10 protein-coding genes are annotated in these 12,670 nt (G+C 64.7%); 9 read left to right on the forward strand and 1 reads right to left on the reverse strand.

The features are described from left to right. Positions 1-93: 93 nt before the first annotated feature. Positions 94-2,325 (forward strand): CHASE2 domain-containing protein, encoded by a 2,232-nt coding sequence (locus tag AB7290_RS04485; protein WP_085398860.1) that lies wholly within the window; start codon positions 94-96, stop codon positions 2,323-2,325. A gap of 338 nt (positions 2,326-2,663) precedes the next feature. Here the strand turns inward: AB7290_RS04485 and AB7290_RS04490 are convergent, their stop codons facing one another. Next, positions 2,664-4,259 carry an ABC transporter substrate-binding protein gene (locus tag AB7290_RS04490; protein ID WP_085398861.1) on the reverse strand — a complete coding sequence of 532 codons (1,596 nt, stop codon included), beginning with the start codon at positions 4,257-4,259 and terminating at the stop codon, positions 2,664-2,666. A 200-nt stretch (positions 4,260-4,459) separates the two neighbouring features. Here AB7290_RS04490 and AB7290_RS04495 point away from each other — a divergent pair, with 200 nt between their 5' ends. From AB7290_RS04495 to AB7290_RS04530, 8 genes are all read left to right on the forward strand, one after another. After that, the gene (locus AB7290_RS04495) at positions 4,460-6,118 is read left to right on the forward strand and encodes an ABC transporter substrate-binding protein (protein ID WP_085398862.1); all 1,659 of its coding nucleotides are present in this window, start codon (positions 4,460-4,462) and stop codon (positions 6,116-6,118) included. A 190-nt stretch (positions 6,119-6,308) separates the two neighbouring features. Then, positions 6,309-7,262, forward strand: coding sequence for an ABC transporter permease (locus AB7290_RS04500; protein ID WP_014498430.1), 954 nt, complete (start codon positions 6,309-6,311; stop codon positions 7,260-7,262). A 3-nt stretch (positions 7,263-7,265) separates the two neighbouring features. Beyond that, positions 7,266-8,168: an ABC transporter permease gene (locus AB7290_RS04505; protein WP_085403445.1), complete on the forward strand. Its 903-nt coding sequence runs from the start codon at positions 7,266-7,268 to the stop codon at positions 8,166-8,168. A 3-nt stretch (positions 8,169-8,171) separates the two neighbouring features. Next, the gene (locus AB7290_RS04510; protein WP_441253358.1) at positions 8,172-9,233 is read left to right on the forward strand and encodes an ABC transporter ATP-binding protein; all 1,062 of its coding nucleotides are present in this window, start codon (positions 8,172-8,174) and stop codon (positions 9,231-9,233) included. Continuing rightward, positions 9,230-9,427, forward strand: a complete 198-nt coding sequence (locus AB7290_RS04515) for a hypothetical protein (protein WP_018321359.1) — start codon at positions 9,230-9,232, stop codon at positions 9,425-9,427. Before AB7290_RS04510 ends, AB7290_RS04515 begins: the two co-directional genes overlap by 4 nt. Continuing rightward, a complete protein-coding gene (locus AB7290_RS04520) occupies positions 9,424-10,839 on the forward strand; it encodes an Asp-tRNA(Asn)/Glu-tRNA(Gln) amidotransferase GatCAB subunit A (protein WP_085403447.1) in 1,416 nt (471 codons plus the stop codon). The genes AB7290_RS04515 and AB7290_RS04520 overlap by 4 nt, the downstream gene beginning before the upstream one ends. Continuing rightward, the gene (locus AB7290_RS04525) at positions 10,836-11,810 is read left to right on the forward strand and encodes an ABC transporter ATP-binding protein (RefSeq protein WP_085403448.1); all 975 of its coding nucleotides are present in this window, start codon (positions 10,836-10,838) and stop codon (positions 11,808-11,810) included. Before AB7290_RS04520 ends, AB7290_RS04525 begins: the two co-directional genes overlap by 4 nt. Positions 11,811-12,148: 338 nt before the next feature. Then, entirely contained in the window at positions 12,149-12,418 is a 270-nt protein-coding gene (locus AB7290_RS04530; protein WP_063980822.1) for a GlsB/YeaQ/YmgE family stress response membrane protein, read from the forward strand. Positions 12,419-12,670: the final 252 nt, after the last annotated feature.

Genomic DNA, 12,670 nt, shown 5'->3' on the forward strand with positions numbered 1-12,670 from the left:
TCCATAATCCTGAACCGCCGGGGAATAGCCAATTACGCGCCGCAGCTGCATGATCGGCGCCGGGCGCGATACAGGTCAGGAAGTCCGACTAAAATGAAACGTCTGAAGATCCTGCGGCGGTGGTTTGCGCGGAAGCTCGGCTTCGCGCGGCTGATGTGCCTTGCGCTGCTGGTCTTGTTCGCCGGCGCTCGTGTCTGGGATCCGCCGCCGATCCAGGAATTGCGGCTGCGCACCTTCGACATGTTCCAGCTGATCGATCCGCGCCACAAGGCGGCGCGGCCGGTCACCATCGTCGACATCGACGACAAGAGCCTCGCCAAGCTCGGCCAGTGGCCATGGCCGCGCACGCGGATCGCGGACCTGATCCAGAACCTCACCGGTAACGGCGCGGTGACGATCGGCTTCGACATGGTGTTCTCCGAAGCCGACCGGCTCAACCCGGATCTGGTCGCGAGCCAGATGCGCGATCTCGACGACGCCACCCGCGCCAGGCTGCGCGAACTGCCGACCAATGACCAGGTCCTCGCCGACGCGATCAAGCGCTCGCACGTGGTGCTGGGCGAAACCGGGCAGCCGGCGATCTCGTCCGAGATCGACAAGTCGCTGCCCTTCACCGGCGTCGCGACGGTCGGCGAAGCGGATGCCGAACGTTTCCTGTTCGAATTCCCCGGCCTCTTGCGCAACGTGCCTGTCATCGAGAAGGTCGCGGCCGGCCGCGGCCTGTTCTCGATCAAGACCGAGCGCGACGGCCTGATCCGCCGCGTGCCGTTGATCATGCGCGCCCAGGGCAACATCATGCCCTCGCTCAGCCTCGAGATTTTACGCGTCGTCACGGGAACGCCGACGCTGTTGGTCCGGACCGACAAGACCGGCATCAGGGCCGTGCGCCTCAAGGGCGTGGAGATTCCGACCGACAAGAACGGCCAGCTCTGGGTGCACTATGCCCGCCAGGATCCCTCGATCTACGTCTCCGCCGCTGATGTGCTCGACAACACCGTGCCGCCGAACAGGATCGCCGGCAAGCTGGTGCTGGTCGGCACCTCGGCGGTCGGGCTGAACGACATCAAGACCACGCCGGTGTCATCGACCATGCCGGGTGTCGAGATTCATGCCCAGGTGCTGGAGAGCGTGCTCAGCGGCGCGGTGATCTCCCAGCCGAACTATGCGCTCGGCGTCGAGCTGATCGCCGCGCTCGTGATCGGCCTGCTCGTCATCATCTTCACGCCGAATCTCGGACCGGTGCGCCTTGGGCTCGCGGGTGCCATGTTCGCCGCCATCCTGGTCGGCGTATCCTGGTTCTTCTATGCGCAGTATCGCTATCTCATCGACTTCACCTACCCATTGCTCTCGACCACCGCGATCTATCTGACACTGATCTTCGCGAGCTTCGTGCGCGAGCAGCGTCAGCGCGTGCAGATCCGCGGCATGTTCGCGCAATACATGTCGCCCGTCCTGGTCGAGCAGCTCGCGCAGTCGCCCGAAAAGCTGGTGCTCGGCGGCGAGGAGCGCGAGATGACGATCATGTTTTCCGATGTGCGCGGCTTCACCACGATCTCGGAGAGCTACAAGCAGGATCCGCAAGGCCTGATCGCGCTGATGAACCGCTTCCTGACGCCGTTGACAGACGTCATCATCGATCAGAAGGGCTATATCGACAAGTACATGGGCGACGCCATCATGGCGTTCTGGAACGCGCCGCTCGACGATGCCGAGCACGAGGTCAACGCCTGCGAGGCCGCGATCCAGATGCTGGAGCAGATCGACGCGGTCAACAAGGAGCGCGAGCAGGAGGCCGCCGATGGCGGTCATGTCTACATCCCGCTCAATGTCGGCATCGGCCTCAACACCGGCATCGGCGTCGTCGGCAACATGGGCTCCGATCTGAAGAAGAACTATTCGGTGCTCGGCGACAGCGTGAACCTCGCCTCGCGCCTGGAAGGCCAGTCGAAGGAATACGGCTTTCCCATCATCGTCGGCTCCAGGACCGCGCTCGCCGCCAAGGACAAGTTCGCGATCCTCGAGCTCGACTTCATCATGGTCAAGGGCAAGACCGAACCCGAGGTGATCTACGCCATCGCCGGCCGCGAGGACGTGATGCATTCGGGCGCCTTCCAGCGTCTGCGCAACGTCACCATCGAGATGCTCGGCTGCTACCGCGGCCGCGACTGGCAGGGCGCGCTGGATGCGATCGAGCGCGGCCGCAACAGCGAGGATGCCGACACGCTGGAAAAGCTGTTCAAGCTGTACGAGGCGCGCATCAAGGAATTCCAGATCAATCCGCCGGCGGAGGGATGGACCGGGGCGTATGCGCTGCTGACGAAGTAGGGGGTGCTTGAGGCCCCCGCTCGGGGCCTCACACTCGCTGTCGTCCCTGTGCACGCAGGGACCCATAACCACAGGGAGCGGTTATCGCGCGACTCGGTAACTCCGAGTCTTCGCCAAACCACTCCTGTGGTTATGGGTCCCGGGCTCGCGACTACGTCGCGCCCCGGGACGACAGCGGTGTTTGACGCGGTAGCGTCCGTCTGCTCTTCGCCGCCAACATCAACTCCCGTAGGGTGGGCAAAGGCGCGCTAGCGCTGTGCCCACCATCTTACTCCGCGTATAGAGGTGGTGGGCACGCTTACGCTTTGCCCACCCTACGACACCGGCGTTTGCCGCCTTCACTCCGTCCCGATTGTCGTCAGATCCTGGAACCAGTGCTGCGCCTGCACGAACTGCTTGATCTTCGGCGACAGCGCGTGCGGGTTGGTGTCGTGGACGACCCAGACCAGCACGGCATCATCGACGATCAGCGCATGCGCCTGCGCGATCAGATCGTCCTGCTTGGCGGTGTCGAACGTCTGCTTGGCCTTGTTGATCAGCGCATCGACCTCAGGGTTCTTGTAGCCGCCCCAGTTGACGCCGACCGGCGCGATCTGATCGGAGGCGAAGAAGCGGACGATGGCGTAGAGCGGGTCGGAGGTGACATAGGCGATGTTGTTGGCGGTGATGCCGGCGTTCATCTCGTCGGCCGCGCCCTTGCGCCAATGCGTATATAATGTCTCGAGCTCGACCACCTTGAAGTCGATGTCGATGCCGATCTCCTTGAAGCTTTGCTGCAAAAATTCGTTCATCGGCAGCGACAGCATCTGGCCGGTGCCGCCCTGGGCGATGATGAAGGTGGCCTTCAGCGGTTTTGCCTTGGAGTAGCCTGCCTCTTCGACCAGTTTCTTGGCCGCAGCCAGATCATATTTCAGCTCAAAGCTCGGTTTGCCGAACCACGGGCTCGACGGGTCGACCTGGCCCTTGGCCGGTTTTGCGAGGCCATTCATCAGGCCGACGACTTCGTCACGATTGATCGCGAGGTTCAACGCCTTGCGCAGGCGGATGTCGGTCCAGGGCGAGCCCGGCAGCACGCTGAGGTGATAGTTCCAGACATGTGGCGTGACATTGTCGACGATCTTCATGCCGGCGGCTTTCAGCTGCGGCACGGCGTCCGGCGCCGGCGTCTCGATCAGGTCCACTTGCCCTGCGAGCAGCGCATTGGTGCGCGTCAGCGCTTCCGGCATCGGCACCAGCACGATCTTGTCGGCCTTTGGAATGCGCTTCTTGTTCCAGTAGTCCGGATTCTTCGTGAGCTCCGCAAGCTCGCGCGGCACGAGCTTGGTCAATTTGAACGGACCGGTGCCGGAGGGCTGGCTCGCGAACTTGTCCCAATCCTTGCCGAGCTTCTCGTACTGCGCCGGGCTCGAGACCAGGAACCACAGCATCTGGTAGGGAAAGAAGGAATCGACCGTCTTGGTCGTGATCTCCACCGTGAAATCGTCGATCTTGGCGTAGCTAGCGACCGAAGGCAGACGGGTCTTCACCTGCGCGCTCTGCCGCTTGTCGAATTGCGGCGCCTTGTCGTTGAGCACCTTGTCCAGATTCCAGATCACCGCATCGGCGTTGAACTCGCTGCCGTCGTGAAACTTCACGCCCTTGCGCAAAGCAAACCGCCATTTGGTCTTGTCGGCATCATCCACCTTCCATTCGGTGGCGAGCCCGGGCACCAGCTTGCCGGGGCGGTCGGCGACGTCCATCTCCCAGGCGACCAGCGGATCGTAGATGGTGTACGCCGTGAACTGATAGGCGCCGGCGCCGCGATCGGGCTGGCCCGTCGTCAGCGGGATGTCCGCCATCGAGATGCCGTAGCGCACCACCGTTTCGGCGCGTGCCGTGATCGCGGATAACGCCAGCGCAAGCACGGCGAGACAGGTCGATAGTCGGATACGCATGGCCCAAGGCTCCCAGGAGATTTCAGGGCCAAACTTGCAATCTTGATGCCAGAATAGGCAGGACGGTGCCTTTGCCGACACGTGATCACACAGACTTGTCGTCGCAGGGGCAATTTGCAGAAAAAGTTTCCCCATTGGCATAGCCATTGCATACGTTTGCATCAAAATTAGTCATTGAAAGCCGGAAGAGGACTGAGACGATGCTTATGAAGACAACCACCCGCGCGGCGCTGATTGCTGCGCTGGCTCTGACGACTGCGGCCGCGTGGCCGAGCGTGGCAAGCGCCGAAACCGTGCTGCGCATCGGCATGACCGCTGCCGATATTCCGCGCACATTGGGCCAGCCCGATCAGGGTTTTGAAGGCAACCGCTTCACCGGCCTCACCATGTACGACGCGCTCACCGGCTGGGACCTGTCCTCGGCCGACAAGGCGAGCGTGGTAATCCCGGGCCTTGCGACCGAGTGGAAGGTCGACGATGCCGACAAGACCAAGTGGATCTTCAAGCTCCGCCCCGGCGTCACCTTCCATGACGGCTCGCCGTTCAATGCCGATGCCGTGGTGTGGAACGTCGAGAAGGTGCTGAAGCAGGATGCACCGCAGTTCGACGCCAGCCAGGTCGGCGTCACCGCGTCGCGCATGCCGACGCTGGCCTCCGCGAAGAAGATCGACGACATGACGGTCGAGCTCACCACCAAGGAGCCCGACAGCTTCCTGCCGATCAACCTCACCAACCTGTTCATGGTGAGCCCGGCGAAGTGGCAGCATTTCTACGACAAGGCGGAAGGCGCTGACGCCAAGGCGAAGTCGCAGGCCGCGTGGACCGCGTTCGCCAAGGACGCCGCGGGCACCGGCCCGTGGAAGATGGCGAGCTTCACGCCGCGCGAGCGGCTCGAGCTCGTGAAGAATGCGGCCTATTGGGACAAGGCGCGGGTGCCCAAGGTCGACAAGATGGTGCTCTTGCCGATGCCGGAGGCGAACGCGCGCACCGCGGCGCTGCTCTCCGGGCAGGTCGATTGGGTCGAGGCGCCGGCGCCCGACGCGTTGCCCGAGCTCAAGCAGCGCGGTTTCAAGCTCTACGCCAACGAGCAGCCGCATGTCTGGCCGTGGCAGTTCTCGCGCGTCGAGGGCTCGCCCTGGAACGACATCCGGGTCCGCAAGGCCGCCAATCTCTGCGTCGATCGCGAGGGTCTCAAGGACGGCCTGCTCGCGGGCCTGATGGTGCCGGCGACCGGCACCTTCGAGCCCGGCCATCCCTGGCGCGGCAAGCCGACCTTCGAGATCAAGTATGACAAGGCGGCTGCGCAAAAGCTGATGCAGGAGGCCGGCTTCGGTCCGTCAAAGAAGCTGACGGTGAAGATCCAGACGTCTGCGTCGGGCTCGGGCCAGATGCAACCGCTGCCGATGAACGAATATCTCCAGCAGGCGCTCGCCGAATGCTATTTCGATGTGAAGCTCGACGTCATCGAGTGGAACACGCTGTTCACCAACTGGCGCCGCGGCGCCAAGGATCCCAGCGCCAACGGCTCGAACGCGACCAACGTCACCTATGCGGCGATGGACCCGTTCTTCGCGCTGGTGCGCTTCCTTCAATCGGGCATGGCGCCGCCGGTCTCGAACAATTGGGGCTTCATCCACGAGCCCAAGTTCGACGAGCTGGTGAAGAAGGCGCGCCAGACCTTCGACCCCGCCGCGCGCGACGCGGCGCTCGCCGAGCTGCACGCGGCCTCCGTCGACGATGCCGCCTTCCTCTACGTCGCCCACGACGTCGGCCCCCGTGCCATCAGCCCGAAGGTGACGGGCGTCGTGCAGCCGAAGAGCTGGTTCATCGACTTCTCGCTGGTGTCGATAACGCCGTGAGGCGAGCACGCTGGTAGGGCTCCCCTCCCCCTTGCGGGGAGGGGTTGGGGAAGGGGGTTCACACGGGCGGTCCCTGTGTGGCTACCCCTCTCCCTAACCCTCCCCCGCAAGGGGGGAGGGAACCCTCGCATCGCGCGTCCCTCACTCAAGCCCGCGCACCCAATCGTGCGACATCACGTTAGGTCAATCAGTGCTCGCCTATATCGCTCGCCGCATCGTCTATGTCATTCCGATCGTCATCAGCGTGGCGCTGGTGTGCTTTCTGCTCGTGCACATCACGCCGGGCGATCCGCTGGTGGCGGTGCTGCCGGCCGACGCCTCGCAGGAGCTCGCGGCGCAGCTGCGCGCCGCCTACGGCTTCGACCGCCCGCTGCCGGTGCAGTTCGGCTTGTGGCTCTTGCGTGCCCTTCATGGCGATCTCGGCAATTCCATCGCCACGGGGCGCCCGGTGCTCGCCGAGGTCATGCGCGCGGTCAGCAACACCGTCACGCTCGCGATTGCGGCAGCCATCATCGGCTTCACGATGGGCATCCTGCTCGGCCTGATCGCCGGCTATTTCCGCGAGACCTGGATCGACAAGGTCGCGACCTCCTTCGCCATCGCCGGCGTCTCGGTGCCGCATTACTGGCTCGGCATGGTGCTCGTCATCATCTTCTCGGTGCAGCTGAACTGGCTGCCCGCGGTCGGCGCCGGGCCGAACGGCTCCAACTCCTGGGCCTGGGACTGGGCGCATCTGAAATACCTGGTGCTGCCGGCGATCACGACCTCGGTGATCCCGATGGGCATCGTCACCCGCACCGTGCGGGCGCTCACCGGCGACATCCTCTCGCAGGATTTCGTCGAGGCGCTGCGCGCAAAAGGCCTGCACGAAACCGGCGTGTTCCGCCACGTCATCAAGAATGCCGCGCCCACCGCGCTCGCGGTGATGGGGCTTCAGCTCGGCTACATGCTTGGCGGCTCGATCCTGATCGAGACCGTGTTCTCCTGGCCGGGCTCGGGCTTCCTGCTCAACTCGGCGATCTTCCAGCGCGACCTGCCGCTGCTGCAGGGCACGATCCTGATCCTGGCGCTGTTCTTCGTCTTCCTCAATCTGCTGGTCGACATCGCGCAAGCCGCGATCGATCCGCGCATCAAGCGGGGCTAGCCGATGAGCGAGCTTCCGTTTTCGGCCACCGCCGATGCCGCGCTGCAGGCCGCGCCTGCCACCAAGGCGCGCGGCTATTGGGCGACCGTCGGCCGCCGCATCGCCCGCGACAAGGTCAGCATGGCCTGCGCGCTGGTGCTGCTGCTGATCTTCCTCTCCGCGGTGCTCGCGCCGTGGCTCGGACTTGAAGATCCCTACAAGGGCTCGATGATCCGCCGCCTCCGCCACATCGGCACAGCAGGCTACCCCCTCGGCACCGACGAGCTCGGCCGCGACATGCTGGCGCGGCTGATCTACGGCGGGCGGTTGTCGCTGGTCATCGGCATCCTGCCCGTGATCCTCGCCTTCTGCATCGGCACGTCGCTCGGCCTCGTCGCCGGCTATGTCGGCGGAAAGCTCAACACCGCGATCATGCGCACGATCGACGTGTTCTACGCCTTTCCCTCCGTGCTGCTCGCCATCGCGATCTCCGGCGCGCTCGGGGCCGGCATCCTCAACTCCATCGTGTCGCTGACCGTCGTGTTCGTGCCGCAGATCACCCGCGTTGCCGAAAGCGTCACCACCGGCGTGCGCAACATGGACTTCGTCGAAGCGGCGCGCGCCTCCGGCGCAGGACCCTTCACCATCATGCGCGTGCATATCCTCGGCAACGTCTTGGGCGCGATCTTCGTCTATGCCACCAGTCTGATCTCGGTCTCGATGATTTTGGCCGCAGGTCTCTCCTTCCTCGGCCTCGGCACAAAACCGCCGGAGCCGGAATGGGGCCTGATGCTGAACACGCTCCGCACCGCGATCTACGTCAATCCCTGGGTTGCCGCGCTGCCGGGCGCGATGATCTTCGCGGTCTCGATCTGCTTCAACCTGCTCTCGGACGGCCTGCGCAGCGCCATGGACATCAGGAACTAGGCCATGAGCGAGAGCAACACATCCGTTGAAATGCTGGAGCCGGTCGAGGACGTTGGCGGCGTCGCGCAGCCGCTGCTCCAGGTCAACGGCCTGACCAAGCATTTTTCGGTTCGTGGCGGATTGTTCGCCGCGAAGCGCACCGTGCGCGCGGTGGACAACGTCTCCTTCTCGGTCGCGAAGGGTGAGACTGTCGGCATCGTCGGCGAATCCGGCTGCGGCAAGTCGACCACTGCGCGGCTGCTGATGCATCTGATGCCGCGCGATACCGGGGACATCATCTATGACGGCATGACCGTCGGCCAGGCGCTGTCGTTGCGCGAGCTGCGCCGCGGCATGCAGATGGTGTTCCAGGATTCCTATGCCTCGCTCAATCCGCGCCTGACGATCGAGGAATCGATCGCGTTCGGCCCGAAAGTGCACGGCATGGCCGATGGCACGGCGCGGGCGCTGGCGCGCGAGCTGCTCGGCAAGGTGGGCCTGCGGCCGGAAAACTTCGCCAACCGCTATCCGCACGAGATCTCCGGCGGCCAGCGCCAGCGCGTCAACATCGCGCGTGCGCTGGCGCTGTCGCCGCGACTGGTGATTTTGGACGAAGCCGTCTCGGCGCTCGACAAGTCCGTCGAGGCACAAGTGCTCAATTTGCTCGCCGACCTCAAGCGCGAGTTCGGGCTGACCTATCTCTTCATCAGCCACGACCTCAACGTGGTGCGCTACATCTCGGACCGCGTGCTGGTGATGTATCTCGGCGAGGTCGTCGAGCTCGGCCCGGTCGACCAGGTCTGGGATAACCCTGCGCATCCCTACACGCGCGCACTCCTTGCTGCGATGCCGTCGTCGGATCCGGATCGTCGCACCGAAAAACCGCCGATCACCGGCGATCCGCCCAATCCGATCGATCCGCCCCCGGGTTGCCGCTTCCACACCCGCTGCGCGTTTGCGGAGCCGCTCTGCGCAAATGCAGCACCAAAGCTCACCGCGCTCGATAGAATGGGCCACGAGGCCGCGTGCTACATGGCGATTCCGGGTTCAGGCCATAGCCGCGCGCCCGCAGAGGAAACAGCATGACAAGACCGACACCCAAAGAGATCAAGCCGATCGCGCAGATCGCCGGCGTCCCTGTTGATGACGAGATCGCGACGCGCATCTCCAATTCCATCGGGCCGGCCTTCGAAGGCTTTGCGGCCATCGCCGGCACGCTGCCGTTCGATCTCGAGCCCGCGCTCTATCCAATCGCGCAGACGCAGAAGGTGTCGAAATGAGCCGTGAGCCTGCATTGATGACGCTCACCGAGGTCGCGCGTGCGATTGCGATGAAGCAGGCGTCCTCGCATGAGGTAACGCGCGCGCTACTGCACCGCATCGCGCAGTGGCAGCCGCATCTCAACGCCTTCATGTCGGTTGAAGCCGAGCCCGCGTTGAAGGCTGCCGAGGCCGCGGATGCCGAGCTCGCCAAGGGCAATGTCCGCGGTCCGCTGCACGGCGTGCCGCTCGCGCACAAGGACATGTATTACGACGCGGGCCACGTCTCGACCTGCGGCTCGCTGATCCGCCGCGATTTCGTGCCGACCGTCACGTCCACTGCCTTGCAGCGGCTGAAGGATGCCGGCCAGGTCCGCCTCGGTACGCTGCATCTGGCCGAATTCGCCTATGGCCCGACCGGCCACAACGCCCATTACGGCCCGGTGCGCAATCCCTGGAACGTCGCGCACATCACCGGCGGCTCGTCCTCCGGCTCCGGCTCGTCGGTCGCGGCGCGCCTGACGTTCGCGGCGCTCGGCTCCGACACCGGTGGTTCGATCCGCATGCCCGCGCATTTCTGCGGCGTCACCGGGCTGAAGACCACCGTCGGCCGCGTCAGCCGCGCCGGCGCGATGCCGCTGTCGCAATCGCTCGACACCGTCGGCCCGCTCGCCCGCACAGCGGAAGATTGTGCGCTGCTGCTGGCGCTGATGGCCGGTCCCGATCCCGCGGATTCGACCTGCAGCCAAGAGCCGCTGTCCGACTATGTCGGTGCGACCAAGGGCTCGCTGAAGGGCCTCAAGATCGGCGTGCCAGCGTCCTTCTATGTCGACGATCTCGACGGCGAGGTCGCGCGCGTGCTGGACGAGACCATCGCGGTGCTCAAGCGCGAGGGCGCCGATATCGTCACGGTCGAGCTGCCCGACCAGCGGCAATTGTCTGCGGCAAGCCAGCTCGTGCTCGCGGCGGAAGCCGCCGCCTTCCACAAGCGCTGGATGATCGAGCGTCCGCAGGACTATGGCCCGCAGGTCCTGATGCGGCTTCAGAACGGTCTTGCCGTTCCCGCAATCACCTATCTCGAAGCCATGCGTTGGCGCGGCCCCGCACTCGCCGCGCACAATGCAGCCACGGCTGGAGTTGACGCGATCATCGCGCCGGCATCGCCGGTGCCGGCACCGACGATCGAGGAGAGCGATGTCGGCGGCGGCCCGAACGCGCCGGCCATGGTGCAGCGGCTGACGCTGTTCACCCGCCCGGTGAATTTTCTCGGCCTGCCGTCGCTCACCATTCCCTCCGGCTTCACCAAAAGCGGCCTGCCGGTTGGCATGCAGCTGATCGGCCGCTCCTTCGATGAAGCGACCCTGCTCACCATCGGCGCCGCCTTCCAGCGCGTCACCGACTATCACGATAGGTTGCCGAAACTGCCGTCATGACAAAGCTCGTCGAGATCTCAGGCCTCAACATCCGCTTCACCGGGGAGCGCACGGTCTATGCCGTGAACGATCTCAGCCTCTCGCTCGGTGACGGCGAGGTGCTGGGCCTGCTCGGCGAGTCCGGTTCCGGCAAGAGCGTGACCCTGCGTGCGCTGATGCGGCTGCTGCCGAAGAAGCGCACGCAGATTTCGGGCAAGGTCAACGTGATGGGCCGCGACGTGCTCGCCATGAACGACGAGGAGCTGTCGTCGTTCCGCGGCCAGACCGTGTCGATGATCTTTCAGGAGCCCGCGCTCGCGCTCGATCCGGTCTACACCATCGGCGCGCAGATCGCCGAAAGCGTCGTGCGTCACGAAGGCAAGAGCTATGCGGAGGGCAGGGCGCGAGCACTCGAAATGCTCGAGGTCGTGCGCATTCCCTCGGCCAGGCGACGGCTGGATGCCTATCCGCACGAAATGTCCGGCGGCATGCGCCAGCGCGCGATGATTGCCCTGGCGCTCGCCTGCCGCCCGAAGATCTTGCTCGCGGATGAGCCGACCACCGCGCTCGATGCCACCGTGCAGATCCAGATCCTGCTGTTGCTGCGTGAGCTTCAGCGCGAATTCGGCATGTCCGTCATCTTCGTCACCCATGACATTGGTGTTGCGATCGAGATCTGCGACCGCGTCGCGGTGATGTATGCCGGCCAGATCGTTGAGCAGGGCACGCTCCGCGACATCGTCCGCACGCCGGTGCACCCCTACGCCAAGGGCCTGCTCGCCTCCACCATCCACGGCGCCAAGCGCGGCGCCCGGCTGGAGACCATCCCCGGCACCCCGCCCTCGCTGGCCGAAAAGCCGAACAACTGCTCCTTCGCCCCCCGTTGCGCGGTCGCCCAGTCGCGGTGTCTGGAGCAATTGCCTGCGAATGTGGAGGTCGGACCGGGCCGGGCGGCGAGGTGCGTGTTGGCGGAGCCGGTGGGAGCGACGTAACCGGTGGGCTCCCTCGCCCCGCTCTTGCGGGGAGAGGGCTGGGGTGAGGGGCCTCTTTCCGCGGATGAGATTGTCGAGGGACCTGTACCCCCTCACCCGGATCGCAAGGGCGATCCGACCTCTCCCCGCAGGCGGGGAGAGGTGAAGAGCCCCGCGCACTTCTTCAGAATCCCTCTACGACAACACCGACTTGTCACAGTTCACCTCGCACCACCGGCCAACTGCACGCCTACTGTGCATGGGGTTGTTTTCGACATTTTTATCCGAACCGACCATTCAGACCCCATTCATCCCGGTTCCGGTTCCATGCCCCCGTTCATGGAGAGGGACTTCAACTTATGTACATTTCTGGCCAAGGCCTCATCGTCATCCTGTTCGTCGGCCTCGTCGCCGGCTGGCTCGCCGGCAAGGTGGTGCGCGGCAGCGGGTTCGGCATCATTGGCGACATCGTGATCGGCATCGCCGGCGCGTTTGTCGCAAGCTTCCTGTTCCCGAAGCTCGGCATCCATCTCGGCACCGGCCTCGTGTCCGAGATCATCTATTCCGCCATCGGCGCCATCATCCTGCTCCTGGTGGTGCGGCTGGTGCGCGGCGGCGGCCGGCTCTAGCGTCACATTGGCTCGGTGAGCCAGAACTTTCGCCTCTCCCCCGCTGGGGAGAGGCCGCGATGTCTGCTATAAAAAGCCGCAAAGACTGTGAAATACCGGACTTGCGTGCGAGGCCGTCAGGGGTAGAGGTGGCCTATCAGGGACCTGGATTAATTCGACCGCGTTCGTCGCGGGGGAATACGATGTTAATCCAGGTCGCGTACCCCTGAACGACCTAGGAAATCAGGGGCGTTGCCCCTTACCCGAAAGAGA

This window comes from Bradyrhizobium sp. 613_E4_N2_2, from assembly GCF_052075995.1.
GTDB lineage: Bacteria > Pseudomonadota > Alphaproteobacteria > Rhizobiales > Xanthobacteraceae > Bradyrhizobium > Bradyrhizobium barranii.